Genomic DNA, 16,514 nt, shown 5'->3' with positions numbered 1-16,514 from the left:
GGTTTCATACTTCTTTTTCAAAGATTGGAATTTTCGGAAAAATAAAAGGTAAATTATGTTAAGATGATAAGAGATCATACATACAAAAGGAGCCACGGGAAAAATGAACTTACTTACAACGGCTGCAGTGACAGAGAAAGAGCTGATTGAAGCCGCACTGCTCGATATAGGAATGAAAGCAGATTCTAAATGGGTCATGCTTGGTGAAGGTGCCTGGCACGCAGCGTATTTAATAAAGGAAGAAGGGCTCGTGCTCCGGATACCGAAAAAGATGGCTTACGATCAGGAAGTCCATTTCAATGGGGAGGAGTTAACGGGCGAATACAAGGCGACGCAGGCATTTTACGAACATGGAAACCGGGCGAAGCTGGGCATATGTCCGACCCATTTTGCATTTTCAGTGAATGAAGAACTCACCTATACAGTTGAAACGTACCTTGGAGAATCCCGGAATATCGGGGCACAATCAAGAACAGAGGCAGAAAAGTACGGCAGGGAGCTGGGCGCATTTTTCCTGGCACTTGAAAGCCTGCCATCTCCTTTTAACGGCATCGGTCACCTGAAGATTGGAGAAGACGGTAAACTGGAAGGTCAATTGGACATGCCGTTGAAGGAATGCATCATTGAAGAAACGAAAGAATACGATGAGGAGCTGCATGAACTGATTTCAAGTTCCTTTGAATTTGATAAAGAAAGAGTTTTGGAACTGGGTACACATCTCATTTCCCAACGATCGGTCAACGGGGAAAAGATCGTCCTGACAAACCAGGACACTTCGCCAGAAAATATCATCTTTTCAGGAGAAGCAAAAATGATCGACCCCTTCCCGATTCTCTACACGGGAACGTCTCTTGCCGCCAATCATGTATTCAACTATCAAACCTTCTTCCACAGTGCATCCCATACGGAGCGGTACGGAAAAGCGAACTACCACCGATGCATCCCGCAGCTGCATGCCCATGCAAAAGGGTTCTCTGATGCCTATACAGACGGATCGGACGAGAAAGCAGAAAACCTTCATGTCGAAGTGTTTCTGAAGCTTTCCACGATGGCATATACCCATTTAGAATTGGCGAAGGAATCTTCCATGACACGGGAGCAGGCGATACGCTTCGGGACGCCTGAAGAAGTGAAAGACCGTCTGAAGTTCTACTTAAAGTTACTAGAATCGTATCCCGCGTGGAAGAGAAAGGCCCGGTGAATGATGAACCTACAGTTGGAAAAGGTGGATATCGACAGGAAAGCGACTCTGAAGCAACTTTTGGAATTGTACCTTTATGAATTCAGTGCGTTCACATTAGAAGATGTGAATGAAACCGGACGTTTTGAGTATGATTATTTGGATCATTATTGGACCGAAGAAGGCAGAGTCCCTTATTTCATCATGATCGACGGCTCGTTTGCAGGCTTTGCCCTTATCAGGCACATCGAGGAGGAAAATGAAAGGTATTATTCCGTGGCTGAATTCTTTGTGCTGAAGAAATTTCGATCATGCTTGATTGGCAGACAAGCGGCCAACCGATTATTCAATCACTATCAAGGAAATTGGAACGTAGGCGTTCTAAAAGAAAACCATTCTGCCAGAGAGTTCTGGAGATCAACCGTATCCTCCTATACGGAAGGCATGTATAATGAGGAAATCAATTCTGAAGGAAATACGGAGTTTACGTTTGCTTCAGGGATGGCGGGGGAAACGCACAGCAAAAGTACATCATTTATGGAGTGTCTTGACTCATTTTTGGCGGCTTGGCGCAGTTCCTCCATACACGAGCTTGAACCATTCATATCAAAGCAGTATCGTGCAAGGGAAATCAAACATGGAGAGATCATCGATTTTGGCTATGAAGAATCAATCAGCGGCTGGGAGCAGGGATTTGATTTTGTGAAGGAAAACCGTGCAGCATCGATACTCCAGGTTAAAGCCACCATCCCATTAAAGAAAGATGAATTTATCGCGATCATTCATGCAACGATTGAATTGGACGGTAAAAAAATGGAGACAGCGAACCTATTTTTCAATACTTTTAAGAAAAGTAGGGATGGAGAATGGGCGCTCTTGCGCAGTTATATTGAGTCCGGGATTCAGAACTAGTACGGCAGTCGAAAATATCGATTATTTAGAGGGAGAAAGGTATGAAGATACTTTTAGCACTTATGGTGCCGGTCCTGACGATCATCTCCTGGTTATCTATCAGGGAAACTGACATTCTGTAGAAAAAATCATAGCAGGTTTAGTTACCTGCTATGTGGTTTGCATATGTTTTAAGTGCCAAGGGGTTAAATTTTTTCACCATCAGGATAGTCACAATACTCAATGATTGTGCCTTCTGTGTCTGCAGGATTCAGATAAATCAACCGCCGTCCATGCTTGTTGATGCGGAGTGTGTCCGGAAGGGTCCTGATCCCTTTTTCGCTCAGTTCTTTCAATGCTTCATCAAGGTCATCGACACGGTAGGCGATATGATGCACGCCTTTCCCTTTTTGGCGGATGAAGCGGGCAATCGGGGAGGTGACGTTGTTTGTCGGTGCAAGAAGCTCGGTCCGGGCTCCGTCGATATCCATGATCGCGATTTCACTTTCAACACCTTTTGCATCGCTTCTGTATCTGTCGATCACAGTCGCACCTAATACATTTTCATAAAATTCAATGGCGTCGTCTATCCTTCTGACAGCGACCCCGATATGATCCATCGTTTTTTTCATCACTATTCACCTACATTCAAATATTGTGCTATCTTACCATACTCGACTGGGTTTCGTAATCTAAAAGGCGCAAGCAATAACTTAGAAATGAATACATATTTCAAGGAAATGAGAGGGAAGATTCATGAAAAAAATCATACTGATCATCCTGTTCCTGCTGATCAGCTTCCTATCAGCCTGTTCAGAAAAGGAGAAGGCTTCTCCCATCAACACAAAAGACCTCCCGCCGCAGGAAGACGTGACATTCTCAGCAGGTAGCCAAACGTTTCATATTCTCCCTTATTATGAGGAAGTGCTGGATTATATTGAAGTGGCGGAAGACAACAGCAACCTGAATACACTCGGCACCTGGAATTACACGGTGATGGACCCGATGAAAAAAGAAATGAGAAAGCAAAAAATGATCATGAAACTCGACATTCCTCCAACCGTTACAAACACACTGAAGGTCGGTAAAATGAAAGAATTTACAGCAGGTCTGTTGAATCGGCAGGATGAAACAAATGAAATCATCAAAGCCGCTGTTTTAACCTCCACTCATTTGTTATCACCAGGCGGAGATAAATTCATTTATATCCTTCCCGTCAACCCCCAGGTGAATATGGAGGGGATGGAAGGTGTGGCAGGGTGGACGCTGGATGAAAACGTGATCCTCCTCATGCTCAACCCTTCATATTCCAATGAAAGACTGGCCTATACGATGGCGCACGAGTACCACCATGCTGTGACCATGGAACATGGGGGAGGCTATACAAATATGCTGGATTTTGTATTATTCGAAGGAAAAGGGGATGCCTTTGCAAGACTTGTCTATCCGGAAACAGAAACACCTTGGACGAAGAAAATCTCCAGTGAAAAGATGGAAATGCCTTTTTCACAATTAAGAGAGAACGGTGCCTATTGGGACGGAGACATGTACAACCAATGGTTCATGGGCAATGATTCATTAAACATTCCCAAATGGGCGAATTACCGTATGGGGAACTTGATCATGCAGGAATATTTGAACAATCACAAAGACATGACGATCGAAGAATGGACATCTTTAGATGCGGATGAGATTTATATAGAAAGTGAATATCATAAATGATCGGAATGAAAGAGGACTTTATAATGGTGACATCGAATAGTTTTTACTTAGCGCTGTTCGTTCAGGATGTTGTTTAAAGAAGAGAGGGCTTAGTAACCAATAAAGTAAGATATAATTGAATTATATTGTTTACTGTTGGGGACCAAATGAATAAGTAGTTAGTTCAGTAGTTTAATAAGATTTATCTTCGTCAGTTGATTGGAGCGGAAATCAACCGCCTCTCGCTTGGTAAAATCAGCAATGTTTACGAAAACAACCTTATGAAAAAAGAAAGGGTGAAAAAATTGGACAACAGCAGAAATGAAATATGGGAATGGGCCAAATCACTGTTAATTGGCATACTGTTGATGGTCCTGATCCGGACATTTATTCTGACACCCATCGTGGTCGACGGTGCATCGATGAATACCACTTTGATGGATCATGACAGGATGATCGTCAATAAATTGGACAAACCTGAACGTTTCGACATTGTCGTGTTTCATGCAAGTGAAACAGAAGACTATATAAAACGGGTGATCGGACTGCCGGGAGACCGGATTGAATATAAGGACGATACCCTCTACATTAATGGGGCAGCATATGAAGAACCCTATTTAGATGAACAAAAGAATAACACACCCGGGCTGTTGACAAAGAATTTTACATTGGAAGACACACCGGTGGCGGCAGCCACTGTACCCGAAGGAGAAATCTTCGTGATGGGGGATAACCGGGCATACAGTAAAGATAGCCGGATGATCGGTGCCATCCCTCTTGATCAGGTCATTGGCACGACCAATATCGTTTTTTGGCCGGTTGGAGAGATGAAGCTGATCAGGCATTAAACATAAAAAAAGTGGATGCTGCATGCATCCACTTTTTCTTGATTTATCCATCGTTTTTCGGATGGATTTTTTCACTCAGGATGTTGATCTCTCTCTTGATTTTATCTTTTAATGCTGGGCTTCTGCATTCATAGAATGCTTTAAACAGCGAGCCCAATTTATTGATGGATTGCAGCATGTCACGTTCTTTCAATTTCTTCACCTTTGACTCTAGCATTTTAGACATGTCGTCAGAATTGCACTGATAACAAAAAGTTATTATATCACATACACTGCAAAAATGAGACAATTGATCTAGAAAAAGAATTATTTGAAAAACCCGGATGGGAATATTAAATACATTTTTTCCTTCTTTTTGAAAGGATTTTTCTGTATAATGTTTTCCTGACACTGGTAAAAAAGGATAAATTTACGCGCGTGATTTTAGAAGAGTAAGTATTTTATGTTCACATTAGTAGAAGTACAATAGAGAAAAGAAGTCAAGCCTTTTTGGTTCCGCCAATTTATAAGCATATCATTCTAAATGACCTGGAGGATATCGAGATTGGCAATGACTGCATATTCATTCTAGATTGAATTCATTCCTGCTGATATCATGGTGAATAAGCACCATTGATTCAACTAGGTTAATATACTCAGAGATTCATCAAGAGAATGTTTTCACTACCGATATAAGCATGAATAGATGAAGCGGACACATCATTTCTCGCTTCTTTCACTAACTTGCCCATCAATAAACCAATCATTGAGATGTCCATCATCAATTTCTTTGAAAGGGAGAACTGAACCACTGCATGATCGTCAACAAAGGAGGGATGTAAATGGAGTTTGTCCTGTTAGTCGCAATTTCAATCATTCCCGTAATCATATCCATTTCACTTTTATTTCATTCCAGATCAAAGTTAACAAAGGCATTATCCCTATTCTTATTATCTTTATGTTTTTGGCAAATTGACATTGCGATTCTATATGCCAATGACTACTACTCTCAAGAATTTATTGACCGGACTTTTCGATTGTTCCGGATAGGTTCTATCATGTTGATGCCGCTCTCCTATTATTTTGTCTATTATCTCGTTCAGGTGCATCAAGAATTTCATCATTATCGAAAAATATTTAATAAAGTTGGCCTGAATCTATCTCTTGCATTCAGTTTGCTCGTATATATTGTCAATTTCACGAGCTATGGAGTAGAGACCTATACGACTCATCCTGAAACATCATTCGCACCTTCTCATTTTGTACCAGTGTATGGATCGCTTCATTCTTTGTTCCTGATCAACATCCTTATCGTCTTCATTCATACCATTTATTTACTCAGAATCACGGTCAAGGTGAAAGAGGCGTATTTCAGGGGATTTTATACGAAACTTGCTTTTGGCTCACTCTTTGTATTTCTGAATGGTGTATTCAGCGGGTTCGGCCTGTATCCCTTATATTTTTCCAGTTTCAATTCGATCCTGGTCGCCGTTCTTCTTTTCCTCAGTTTCTTTCAACTACAGTCTGAACGGCTGAATTCTGTAAATCTTGCCCTTGGACAACAGAGTACATTATTAGAAGAAATGATGAATATTAACCCGAACTATCTAGTCGTACGGGATATGGATGACAAGATCGTAAAAGTCAATCATTCCATCTGCCAACTGCTGGCAGTAACCCGTGAAGAGTTGATCGGTATGGATTTCACCTCATTTTTAAAGCGCTTCCCTTTATGTGGCGGAAATGACGAGCTTCTAAAGCTTACCCGGGAAGACGGGGAGGTCCACTATATTCATTGGGGAATCATGACGTTCGAACATCAGCATGAAGAGCATTATACACTATGTTATGGCATTGATTACACCAACCAAAAGCTGAATGAACAACTGCTCATTACATCTGAAAAGTCTAAGGTCATCGGAGAGCTTGCCGCAAGCATCGCCCATGAAATCAGGAATCCATTAACCACCGTTCGCGGCTTCTTACAGCTGATGAAAGAGAGGAAAAAAGAAAGTGATTTTGAGGGAATCATGCTTGGAGAAATAGATCGGATCGATGAAGTGTTGAAAGAGCTCCTGTTACTGGCCAAGCCCGAAGCAAAAAGCGAAGAGGTTCCCACTGAGCAGGAATTATCCTTGGATGTCTTTCAGGAAATCATGAATGTAAAGATTCTATTTGAAGGAATTGCAATGGAACAGAATAAACAAATTGTCGTAATCAACTCACTGCCTGCAGAGACGCTCATCTCTTTCTATCGTTCTCATTTTAAACAGGTGATCATCAACACGGTTAAAAACAGCATGGAAGCCTTACCTGAACGGGGGACGATAAAAATCAAACTGGACTTGTGGAAAGACTGTGTCAGGATTCGGATCATCGACAATGGAAAAGGGATATCCAAAAAACGCCTTTCCCGTATTGGAGAACCATATTTCACCAACAAAGAAAAAGGGACCGGCATCGGCCTGACCATCTGTTTCAAACTCGTAAAAGATTATGAAGGGGAGATGTCGGTGAAAAGTAAAGTAGGGTGGGGGACCACAGTGACCTTATTATTGCAAAAAAAAGAAATGCTTGAAATCATAGCCAAATAAAAACAAGGAGACGAATTTCCGTCTCCTTGTTTTTTCATTAGAGCTTATAATTCCTTACAAGATCGTTTAACGAAAGAGCCATGGCTTTTAATTTGTCATTGCGCTCTTTTAACATGTTAACCGTTGTACTTTGCTGTTGGGATGCAGCGGAGATTTCCTGAATCGTTGCCACACCTTCCTCAGAGATGGCAGCTACCTCATGTATGGATTCCACAGTTTTCTTCGAGGCATCACTGATATCTTCTACATCGGTAACCATTGCATTGACCTGCTCCGTCAAACTATTGACCGAATGGAAAATTTGTTGAAACAATTCGCCGCTGGTAGAAATGAGTTGAACACCATCATTGATATCTGTATTGATTTCATGATTGGCCTTGACCATTTCGGATGTCTGCTCATTGATTTCTTTTAACACGGCATTGATTGTTTTCACATTATTGTCCGTTAAGTTTGCCAATTTCTGAACTTCCTGGGCAACAATGGAGAATCCTTTTCCGGCTTCTCCAGCTCTGGCTGCCTCGATGGAAGCATTCAAGGAAAGTAAATTCGTTTGGTCGGCTACATCCTTGATGAATTCGATGTCCCGGTTGATTTGAGATATTTTCCCTTCAAGGAGGGTCAACTTACTGGAGTTCGTTTCTCCGTTTGTTTTAATCTTGTTCATTTGTTCTGTGATTTGCTGGATCTTCCCGGTACCTTCTTCTGCAATTTTCCCGGTGTTCTTGGTGAATTGATCAATCTCTTTCGTTTGATTGTTCACAAGCGCGATCTTATTGGACATAAGTGTCGTTTTATTAGAAATTTCATCAATATGCATGGAACGGTTTTCGCTGGCATGTGCTTCTTCACCTGTACCGATGGCAATCTGATTGGATGCATCGGAAAGCTCATCGAAAGCAGTGACAAGGACGGCACTCGTATCATTAATTTGATTCGAATTCTCCTGCACGTGATGAATGACTTCTCGCAAACCTGTTCTCATCTCTTCATAACGGGTTGCCAACAGACCGAGTTCATCCTCACGGTCAGAGTGGATGCTTTCTGTCAGATCACCTTTCCCGACTTTGTTCATTGAAGATAGCAGCTGCTGAATATTCTTGTTGAGCCCTCTGCCGAACACATAAGATAAAATCCCTCCAAGCAGGATGGAAACCACGATGAAAATCGTTTGGAAAATGGTGATATTTTTCTTTAATTGTGAAATAAATTGTGCACTCATATCGATTCCGATGATCGCATCTGAGTTCTCCATCGGCACAAAATATGATTTGTGCGTTCCCCACTTATCGGTATAAATCGGGGAGAGGATCGATTCTTTATTACTGAATGCCTTCGCCTGATCTGGCGTGAAGGGTGATTCGATCATCGTATCCGGGCTATCATTCAATCCGACGATATATTCTTTTCCGTCCTTTTCAGTGAGGACATACACATATTCAATACCGTTTTTACCTTCAATGAATTGATCTAACACCCTGGTGATTTCCCCATTGTTTTTATCATCATTCATGATGATTTCGTTCACCATGTCCCCGTCAAGGTTGTGAGCAAGATTTTCACCATTGATCTTTAACAATTGCTCGAACTGGGGAAGGACATGTTCATCCATGATATAACCTGTCAACAAGCGGATGAAGATAAACACCAGCGCCCCGAGGACAAGGAAAGGAATGATAAAATTAATAAATAGTTTCGCTTGAATGGATTTTTTAGGATTGAATGATTTTTTCATTATAATATGGTCTCCTGCACTTTATTTACTTGTATGTATTGGGATAAATCCAGATGCAATAGATGCTGCAACTCATCCAAATCATCCGTTTTAAAGAAAATAACGGCGAACGTCCGGTCATTGTTGGCTTGAATCTTCCTGTATTCAAGCACATGACTGAACTCATCCCTTAACCGGTCATGGTCGATGCCTTCAATGAGCTGCTGGCTGATAGAAGGAGGGATTTCTGCACAGAAGAATCCATAGTAGCTCTGATCGCCTTCTTGAAGAATACGTTCCCAATTCGGTTCTTTTCCGGTGAAGTAGTAGGCTGCACCATTCACATCGAAGGCGTGGTGACTGACATCAGTCGTGCCGGCACCTGCGAATCTCAGTGGATTCAGTTCGATCGCCCGCACCCCTTTTGAACTTTTTCTCACTTCGAGGTGGAAAGGGAAGTTTTTCATATCCATCCGTTTACTTAACATCTGCAGAAATTCTTCAATGTCAGCTTTAATGTCAGCTATAATTTCTTTCGACGTATAATAGATCCTGTCCGACGTATCCTGGTTGTTCAGAAAAGTACGGGTAAGGATGTTAAGGATAACAGGCTTGCCAGAGTCATTGAAATAACAGTCCACTGCAAATTCTTCCCCGTCAATCCACTCCTCGATAATGATTTCTGCACCGTCAATGACAGCGTTAGAGTATGTATTGGCAGAAAGAAGCATATCTGCATACAAGCTTTTCACTGCATTTTCCCACTCTTGTTCTGTCTCAACAATATAGACGCCGATACTCGAATACCCTTTATTCGGTTTCACGACAACTGGAAACGGAATCTCTTTTTTATCAAGTGTCATCAGGTCATCAAGTGAGAGAAGCCGGAAATAATAATCCGGGTATACGCTTGCCAGGAATTTTCTGAAGCCTGCTTTGTTCTTCACCATCTTTGCCGTTTTGGTAAACGGATGGGAAGGATTTTCCTTTTCTAATAGGGATAAGCAGCTTTCAGAATTGGTCAGCACCTTATCCTGAATGGATAACGAACGATGATCACTGTCGAAATAAATTGGCAACTTTAAATCGACGGCTGCTTTCAATAGAAATGGTGAAACAATTTGATTTTCTAGAATAATAATAAATAAGCACCTCCAAATAAATACAAAGTAGTTATCGGACCTTATGCTCATTTGTTAATAGCCGGAAAATTATTCAGAAAAATCATTTTATATTTGTAATCGTATACATTCATTTCTTTGTAATAGTCAATATTGCTGAGTTTTTCAGCGGGGACATCACTGATGGCAAGGGATGATTAACATATCGTTCATAAGAAAATGGTTTTGAATGCTAGATATACTAATATAATATTTGTAGTGAAAAATAAGTCTAAAGAACTAGTTGTTGTGGAAGATATTCTTGAGCTTAAGGAAATGATTTGAAATAATAAGCGTAAAGTTTGTTTGTAACAGGAGGGTCTAATGAAAAGCTGGGAAAGAAGCTTCGTTCATACATCCAGGGGGAAATTTGAAGTATTTATGAAAGGGGAAGGTGAGCCTATCTGTGTCTGCCACCTTTACTCAGAGTTTGATGCAACGGGCGATATTTTCGCAGATACATTCACAGATTCACACCGTGTGATTCTCGTAAACTTAAGGGAAACAGGGAACTCTGCTCAAGCGACAGAGCCCTATCAACTCAGTATGCTTGAAACGACCTTTGACCTCGAGGCGATCCGCAAAGCAATCGGATTCGACAGATGGGGGTTCGCAGGTCATTCAACCGGCGGGATGCTCGGGATTGTGTATGCTATCTATCATTCTTTGAGTCTGTCCTTCTTAATGGTTGTCGGCGGGGCTGCAAGGGAGTATATGACATTCTCCCCGGAGTGCATCTATCATGCTGATCATCCCCATTTTCATCAGATGCAGGAACTCAATGAGAAATTGAAAACCTCTGGTATCAGCATAGGTGAACGGAAGAGCCTTTCAAGGTTACGGACCACATATTCATTATATGATCCGGGCTCATACGATCAATTATTCACACGTCCAACGAATAAAAAAATGTCTGCTCTAAGAATGAACTATTTTAGTAGAGAAATCCAACTGTTCGATGTGACGAAGAAACTGCCCCTCATTTCTGCTCCTACATTGATAATTTGCGGCCGGCACGATGTACAATGTCCGCTTACATACTCGGTGGAAATGAAGGAAGGCATACCTGGTTCAAAGCTTGTCATATTCGAACGCAGTAATCACTATCCATTTTTGGAAGAGAAGGCAGCATTCAAAGAAGAAGTGCATGCATTTCTTCACAATCTGAATAAAGCTGACGATTGATTAACTATAATATGAGGGAGGAGAAAGAGAATGGATGGATTAGCACCACAATTGCTTGAAGCGCTTCAAGGCAGGAAAGAAACGCTATGGACCAACCCGTCTTTGAGGAGGAAATCTTCACTGGCACCTCTTGATGGAACAGCCATTGAAGATGCGGAAGCAAGGCTGCAGCGGTTTGCACCATTTCTCAAAGAAGCATTTCCTGAAACAGAGGAGGCGAACGGGCTTATTGAATCAGACCTGATCTCGATTCCCGCAATGAAGCAGGCAATCGAGCTTCATTACGGCACCGAGGTGCGTGGCAGACTCATGTTGAAGTGTGATCATGAACTCCCGATTGCAGGCTCTATTAAAGCAAGGGGGGGAATCTACGAAGTACTGAAACTGGCAGAAACACTACTGGTGGAAAATCGTCTCACTCACCTCACAGACGATTATGCTGTCCTTTCCAATGAAAGGTTCAAATCATTCCTTGGCGGCTATTCGATTGTTGTGGGCTCCACAGGGAACCTTGCATTAAGTATCGGAACGATCGGGGCTGCATTGGGATTCCGGGTAACGGTCCATATGTCCTATGACGCAAAAGCATGGAAAAAAGACCTTCTCCGTAAAAAAGGCGTGACCGTGATCGAGCACAAAAGCGATTTCTCCCAAGCGGTGGAAGAGGGAAGAAAGCAAAGTATGAACGACCCGGATGCCTTCTTTATCGATGACGAACATTCAAAGGACCTTTTCATCGGCTATGCAGTTGCCGCATTGAGACTAAAGAAACAACTTGATCAAAGTGGGATCATCGTTGACGCCGACCATCCACTCATCGTATATCTGCCCTGCGGGGTGGGAGGCGGTCCTGGCGGTGTGACCTATGGACTCAAATATGTCTTCGGTGACCATGTTCATTGTTACTTTGCCGAACCGGTGAACTCGCCCTGCATGCTCCTTGGGCTCGCCACAGGGAAACATGAAGGCGTATCCGTCAGCGATATCGGACTGAGCAACCGTACGGAAGCTGACGGATTGGCAGTCGGCCGCCCGTCAGCCCTTGCCGGCAGGATGATTCAGCACATGGTGAATGGTGTGTACACCATCAGTGATGACCATTTGTTCCGCATGCTCGGGCTCTTGCACCGATCTGAAGGCATCTTCCTGGAACCTTCAGCACTCGCCGGTATGGCCGGTCCAGCACTTCCTGAAATCACAGGGCATCTTCACTCTCTATCAGTAAGAAAGCTTGAAAATGCGACCCATTTAGTCTGGGCGACCGGCGGAAAGCTCGTACCTGAGGAGATCAGGAAGCAATACGTAGAAAGAGGCAGGCGTTCCCTTGAAAAGTGACGACAGCCATCCTGAGAAGTTTTCATAGAAAGCTGTCTGTGATCCTTTTATGATAATGGGCAGTTTTTTTGCGGAATTCATCAGGACTTCAACCCTGATCTGTAAGTCAGTCTCTGGAAAAGATTCTTTTCGCAAAGCTCTTTTGTATATATTGTTGTTATTTTTATATAATGTGACCAGCTTCTCTAAGTAGGAACAGTGGTTTAAAGAAGTAATTGACATAGTTTTTGGAGGAGGTGTACTTAAACTCGATTAATTACTGAGAGTGAGAAGATGGAATGGTTTAATTAGTTCAGAAGTTTTATAAGATTTATCTTATTTTAGTTAGAAATGCCTGCCACAGTTTTGTTATACTGTTCCATATATAATGTAACAAATTTCCACATTACAATACATAAGAATCGGAGGAGAGCTAAATGGATAGTATCATATTCGACCTGGATGGAACACTGTGGGATCCGATAGAATCCGTGTTGGAAGCATGGAACAGGGTCATCATCGAAAATAGTAAACTGAAAGACGGACTGACGAGGGAGCACCTGGAGAAAACGATGGGCCTTCAAATGAAAGAAATCGGTCAACAGCTTTTCCCCGAACTGGATGAAGACGAACGGGAACAATTTCTGAACGACCTTTCCACACATGAAATTGCACACCTGCAGGATCACGGCGGCCAATTATACAACAATGTGGAAGAAGTGCTGGATCGGTTGTCAAAGAAATACAAGCTATTCATTGTGAGTAATTGTCAGGCAGGTTACATAGAAGCCTTCTACAAGTACCATGGCCTCGACCGGTATTTTATCGATTATGAAAACCCGGGGCGGACAGGGCTTTCAAAAGCTGAAAACATCAAGCTGATCATGAGCCGGAACAACCTCAAGGACCCGGTCTATGTAGGGGATACAGAAGGTGACCGTCAGGCGGCAAAAGAAGCCGGGATCCCTTTCATTTACGCCAGTTATGGGTTTGGTGAAGTCTCTGGGGAAGATGAAAAGATAGACGGCTTGGATGAATTACTCAGACGATTTTAATGAAAAAGGCATAGGGACGCACCCTCTGCCTTTTTTTATACTAGTGATTTAATGTAAAAAGATCCTTTGAAGGGGAAGAAGCGGGTGCTCGGCCTTCTGCTTTTTTTTCCTTGGCTTTGGTCAGCGCATATTCCTGCTCGATAATGACTTGTCTCAACGTAGAGCTTATTGTATTCACGCATAAAATGAGAACAGCGAAAAAGGCCAGTGGGACGAGGACCAAAAACGGATGGGAGAATATCATTTGGATATTCATGCTGATGGTAGCTGCCCATTCGTTGGTTTCGGAGAAATACACCGGGTTGCTCGGGTCAAGGTCCGTAAACGCAAACTCGGCAATCTTCAATCCACCAAGGGCCATCAACATAATCCCAAGCTGTATAAGCAATGAAAGCGCTTGTCCGAGCTGTTCAGAAAACAATACAATCCCATGCCTCATAAACTGTGGAAGCAGGTGTCTCATTACGATGCTGAATCCACCGGCCCCCATTGTGCGGGAAACTTGGATGAACTCTTGATCCATATAAAGCTTCATTTCTTCACCCAAATACACACCCAGGGAAGGAATCGCAACAATCGCTATAACACATAATTGAATGAGGAAATACTCACTGGAAGAAAGAAACCCAGGCTGAAAAGAGCTTTCAAGGGGAATCAAAATGGCAAACACAATAATGGCAAGAGGTACATATTGAAATGATTCACCCAACCCTTTTACAAATCTACCAATTATGGAAGGGACGAAGGTGTATAGGACGGCAAACATAAAGCCCAATATTATCCGCAACAACGCAACAAACAATGCAGCCGCAATCGTATACTTTGCTCCTGCCAAAAGTAAAAGGGCGAAATTCCTCCCTAAGCGGTCACTTCCTAGCGGTGCCATTTCCGTTGGTGAAAAAGGTGGAGCCGCGATCAATCTGCCGTCGTCTCCCTTTAAATAGTTTACAACTCCTTCGTAATCCGGAAACCAATAAGGAACGAGAAAGCTGAGAATCACGAGAGCAATGATCATACATAATGGGATGGTTATGCCTTTGAACAGCTTTTTATACATAATCCTTTCCTCCTTTCAGCCATTTCTCAAGAACGATCGCCCCTATATGAAAGACGAGAAAAAAAGGCACGAAAATCATCATCATTCCAAGGAAAAAGGCTGCACCGGAAGTCGTGGAAGCTTGAAATAACAACATCATGAATCCATTGATATTAAATAGAATCTCGATGACAAATAAGTTTGAAAGCATCAGGAGGAAGATGGGTTTTAAATGCAGAAAAAAATGAATCCATACATTTCGGAATAAGTGAACCCACATGGTATAAGCTTTCCTGAACCCTTTTGCATAAGAAAACTCGACGTACGGCTTGCTTTCCTCTTCTTTAAGCTGAAATAAAAATTGCTTCACGAGATATACAATGGGAAGAATCGATAAGCATATTATCGGGAGGACGTAGGAACGCTCATCATTGAAGGCATAAATGTTAAAGAACAGAATATCTGTTTTTTTGTACAACCAAATAATGAGGATTTGAAATGATACGACGATAAAGACTTCTGGAAGTGCGTCGAGTACATTCAACATCTTCATTGTATACCGATATCCCCGCTGCGGCATGAACATGATGCAATAGCTCATTAAGCCTGAGAATAAAACCGCTATTAGAAACGAACTAATGAGAATCGTGAAAGAGTAGCCATATGTATGCTGGAATGCTTCGATCAAGGGGTATTGTCTCCCTCCATCTGCCAATCCCAAAGAGAGAGAAGATGGATCCATGACCTCTGAAATAGACTCATACAATTGATTGAAATAATAACCGATTGTGATGACAAGTTGCGTATCATATGCAAGCAATGAACCGACACCGCTCAGTAAAAATAATCCTAATATGACAATCAAGAAATGAAACGAAAGATCAACGACCCTTCTCATATAGACCCCTCCGAATTTATTACAATTTCATACAAATTTACCATATTACATGTTACAATAAGTGATATTATTTGTAAACAATATTCTGACTATTGATATAAGGAAGGTGTTCATAGAAGTGTTAAAGAAACGGATTTTCTGGTTTCTGCTCCCGTCCCTGCTCATTAGTTTGACAGGTTGCAGACTGGATTTCACGGAAAATAAAAGCAGTGTGCAGCAAATGGTGAAAAATGATGACCTTGAGAAAAGAAAAACAGAAGGGAAGGGACAAACTGATGACAAAATGGATGCAGGTGAAAAAGAGAAACCAGCATATACGTTTGATGCTGAAGTCACATTGAATTCCACTGAAATACATGTGGAAGGAAATTCTACCTTTCCTCCTGGTATCATCCTATACACGAGACTCAGGGCATATCCTGAGGAAGCATCCATCAAGGATATTCAAGCCTTTCAAGTGGATGCCTATACGAAAGTAATTTCGGATAATTATATGGTAATCAGTGAAGACGGTTCATTCAAATCCCATGGTTTAGAACGCCCCGATTTTCCACGGCGTTATATTTTAGAATTGATTTTTGCCCCTACAAGGGCAGAAGAAACAATTCAGAGAAAACTTGTGAAAGATGGGGAAAGTGTAGAAGATCTTCCCGGGATGATTCCGATTGATATGCCGACAAGGAATGAATTTCTTGAAGATGTCGTACCGGGATATATGAAGCATGTAAATATCATGGCATCAGATGAGCCTGACGGAGATCAGGTTCAATTGACATTTACACAGGTGGAACAATAAGGCTGCATTCATCTCGGTCGAGAATCATTTTTAAAAGTTGATTGAACTACATTTTTTATGCCCCTCTTTTTCGAACTCAATATTTCTTTCGCCACAATATTCAAAGCCAAACAAAGGTCCGTCCCTCTAAGCGAGATTGAGGGACGGACCTTTGTTTCTCCAA

The 16,514-nt window shown here is 42.0% G+C and carries 15 protein-coding genes; 9 read left to right on the top strand and 6 right to left on the bottom strand.

The genetic code is table 11. The annotated features are described in order from the left end of the window. Positions 1-103: 103 nt before the first annotated feature. Together KH172YL63_RS10465 and KH172YL63_RS21610 are read left to right on the top strand one after the other, a co-directional pair. The gene (locus KH172YL63_RS10465) at positions 104-1,201 is read left to right on the top strand and encodes a hypothetical protein (RefSeq protein ID WP_173106042.1); all 1,098 of its coding nucleotides are present in this window, start codon (positions 104-106) and stop codon (positions 1,199-1,201) included. Beyond that, positions 1,202-2,092, top strand: coding sequence for a GNAT family N-acetyltransferase (locus KH172YL63_RS21610; protein ID WP_232066173.1), 891 nt, complete (start codon positions 1,202-1,204; stop codon positions 2,090-2,092). Positions 2,093-2,277: 185 nt separating this feature from the next. Here the strand turns inward: KH172YL63_RS21610 and KH172YL63_RS10450 are convergent, their stop codons facing one another. Next, complete coding sequence (locus KH172YL63_RS10450) at positions 2,278-2,703, bottom strand: VOC family protein (RefSeq protein ID WP_173106041.1); 426 nt, start codon at positions 2,701-2,703, stop codon at positions 2,278-2,280. A gap of 124 nt (positions 2,704-2,827) precedes the next feature. On the opposite strand from KH172YL63_RS10450, the gene KH172YL63_RS10445 reads away from it, so the two are divergent. Continuing rightward, positions 2,828-3,793 carry a DUF2268 domain-containing putative Zn-dependent protease gene (locus KH172YL63_RS10445; protein WP_173106040.1) on the top strand — a complete coding sequence of 322 codons (966 nt, stop codon included), beginning with the start codon at positions 2,828-2,830 and terminating at the stop codon, positions 3,791-3,793. A 284-nt stretch (positions 3,794-4,077) separates the two neighbouring features. After that, positions 4,078-4,620, top strand: a complete 543-nt coding sequence (gene lepB, locus KH172YL63_RS10440; protein WP_232066172.1) for a signal peptidase I — start codon at positions 4,078-4,080, stop codon at positions 4,618-4,620. 43 nt (positions 4,621-4,663) lie between these two features. Here the strand turns inward: lepB and KH172YL63_RS10435 are convergent, their stop codons facing one another. Then, the gene (locus tag KH172YL63_RS10435) at positions 4,664-4,822 is read right to left on the bottom strand and encodes a hypothetical protein (protein WP_173106039.1); all 159 of its coding nucleotides are present in this window, start codon (positions 4,820-4,822) and stop codon (positions 4,664-4,666) included. Positions 4,823-5,441: 619 nt separating this feature from the next. Between KH172YL63_RS10435 and KH172YL63_RS10430 the strand changes: the two genes are divergently transcribed. Next, positions 5,442-7,193 carry an ATP-binding protein gene (locus tag KH172YL63_RS10430; protein ID WP_173106038.1) on the top strand — a complete coding sequence of 584 codons (1,752 nt, stop codon included), beginning with the start codon at positions 5,442-5,444 and terminating at the stop codon, positions 7,191-7,193. Between the two features lie 37 nt (positions 7,194-7,230). Here KH172YL63_RS10430 and KH172YL63_RS10425 read toward each other — a convergent pair whose 3' ends face one another. Beyond that, entirely contained in the window at positions 7,231-8,928 is a 1,698-nt protein-coding gene (locus tag KH172YL63_RS10425) for a methyl-accepting chemotaxis protein (protein ID WP_173106037.1), read from the bottom strand. Continuing rightward, positions 8,928-9,986 carry an ATP-grasp domain-containing protein gene (locus KH172YL63_RS10420; protein WP_173106036.1) on the bottom strand — a complete coding sequence of 353 codons (1,059 nt, stop codon included), beginning with the start codon at positions 9,984-9,986 and terminating at the stop codon, positions 8,928-8,930. The genes KH172YL63_RS10425 and KH172YL63_RS10420 overlap by 1 nt, the downstream gene beginning before the upstream one ends. A gap of 405 nt (positions 9,987-10,391) precedes the next feature. Between KH172YL63_RS10420 and KH172YL63_RS10415 the strand changes: the two genes are divergently transcribed. The 3 genes from KH172YL63_RS10415 (at position 10,392) to KH172YL63_RS10405 (ending at position 13,621) form a co-directional block, all read left to right on the top strand. After that, positions 10,392-11,252, top strand: a complete 861-nt coding sequence (locus tag KH172YL63_RS10415) for an alpha/beta fold hydrolase (RefSeq protein ID WP_173106035.1) — start codon at positions 10,392-10,394, stop codon at positions 11,250-11,252. 30 nt (positions 11,253-11,282) lie between these two features. Continuing rightward, complete coding sequence (locus KH172YL63_RS10410) at positions 11,283-12,587, top strand: D-serine ammonia-lyase (protein ID WP_173106034.1); 1,305 nt, start codon at positions 11,283-11,285, stop codon at positions 12,585-12,587. A gap of 416 nt (positions 12,588-13,003) precedes the next feature. Then, positions 13,004-13,621, top strand: coding sequence for an HAD family hydrolase (locus KH172YL63_RS10405; RefSeq protein WP_173106033.1), 618 nt, complete (start codon positions 13,004-13,006; stop codon positions 13,619-13,621). A gap of 40 nt (positions 13,622-13,661) precedes the next feature. On the opposite strand, the gene KH172YL63_RS10400 is transcribed toward KH172YL63_RS10405, so the two are convergent. After that, complete coding sequence (locus KH172YL63_RS10400) at positions 13,662-14,678, bottom strand: hypothetical protein (RefSeq protein ID WP_173106032.1); 1,017 nt, start codon at positions 14,676-14,678, stop codon at positions 13,662-13,664. Beyond that, positions 14,671-15,555 carry an ABC transporter permease subunit gene (locus KH172YL63_RS10395; protein WP_173106031.1) on the bottom strand — a complete coding sequence of 295 codons (885 nt, stop codon included), beginning with the start codon at positions 15,553-15,555 and terminating at the stop codon, positions 14,671-14,673. The genes KH172YL63_RS10400 and KH172YL63_RS10395 overlap by 8 nt, the downstream gene beginning before the upstream one ends. 118 nt (positions 15,556-15,673) lie before the next feature. On the opposite strand from KH172YL63_RS10395, the gene KH172YL63_RS10390 reads away from it, so the two are divergent. Beyond that, the gene (locus KH172YL63_RS10390) at positions 15,674-16,351 is read left to right on the top strand and encodes a hypothetical protein (protein WP_173106030.1); all 678 of its coding nucleotides are present in this window, start codon (positions 15,674-15,676) and stop codon (positions 16,349-16,351) included. Positions 16,352-16,514 lie beyond the last annotated feature (163 nt).

The sequence above is a fragment of the Bacillus sp. KH172YL63 genome (assembly GCF_011398925.1).
Classification (GTDB): domain Bacteria; phylum Bacillota; class Bacilli; order Bacillales; family Bacillaceae_B; genus Rossellomorea.
The sequence above is the reverse complement of the archived record's forward strand: the minus strand, read 5'-3'. Positions and strand labels throughout refer to the sequence as shown.

Excerpts from the sequence above, each read along its gene's own strand:
- KH172YL63_RS10445 (WP_173106040.1), top strand. The coding sequence starts at position 2,828 with ATGAAAAAAATCATACTGATCATCCTGTTCCTGCTGATCAGCTTCCTA.
- KH172YL63_RS10450 (WP_173106041.1), bottom strand. The coding sequence starts at position 2,703 with ATGAAAAAAACGATGGATCATATCGGGGTCGCTGTCAGAAGGATAGAC.
- KH172YL63_RS10465 (WP_173106042.1), top strand. The coding sequence starts at position 104 with ATGAACTTACTTACAACGGCTGCAGTGACAGAGAAAGAGCTGATTGAA.
- KH172YL63_RS10405 (WP_173106033.1), top strand. The coding sequence starts at position 13,004 with ATGGATAGTATCATATTCGACCTGGATGGAACACTGTGGGATCCGATA.
- KH172YL63_RS10410 (WP_173106034.1), top strand. The coding sequence starts at position 11,283 with ATGGATGGATTAGCACCACAATTGCTTGAAGCGCTTCAAGGCAGGAAA.
- KH172YL63_RS21610 (WP_232066173.1), top strand. The coding sequence starts at position 1,202 with ATGATGAACCTACAGTTGGAAAAGGTGGATATCGACAGGAAAGCGACT.
- KH172YL63_RS10415 (WP_173106035.1), top strand. The coding sequence starts at position 10,392 with ATGAAAAGCTGGGAAAGAAGCTTCGTTCATACATCCAGGGGGAAATTT.
- KH172YL63_RS10395 (WP_173106031.1), bottom strand. The coding sequence starts at position 15,555 with ATGAGAAGGGTCGTTGATCTTTCGTTTCATTTCTTGATTGTCATATTA.
- KH172YL63_RS10430 (WP_173106038.1), top strand. The coding sequence starts at position 5,442 with ATGGAGTTTGTCCTGTTAGTCGCAATTTCAATCATTCCCGTAATCATA.
- KH172YL63_RS10400 (WP_173106032.1), bottom strand. The coding sequence starts at position 14,678 with ATGTATAAAAAGCTGTTCAAAGGCATAACCATCCCATTATGTATGATC.
- KH172YL63_RS10425 (WP_173106037.1), bottom strand. The coding sequence starts at position 8,928 with ATGAAAAAATCATTCAATCCTAAAAAATCCATTCAAGCGAAACTATTT.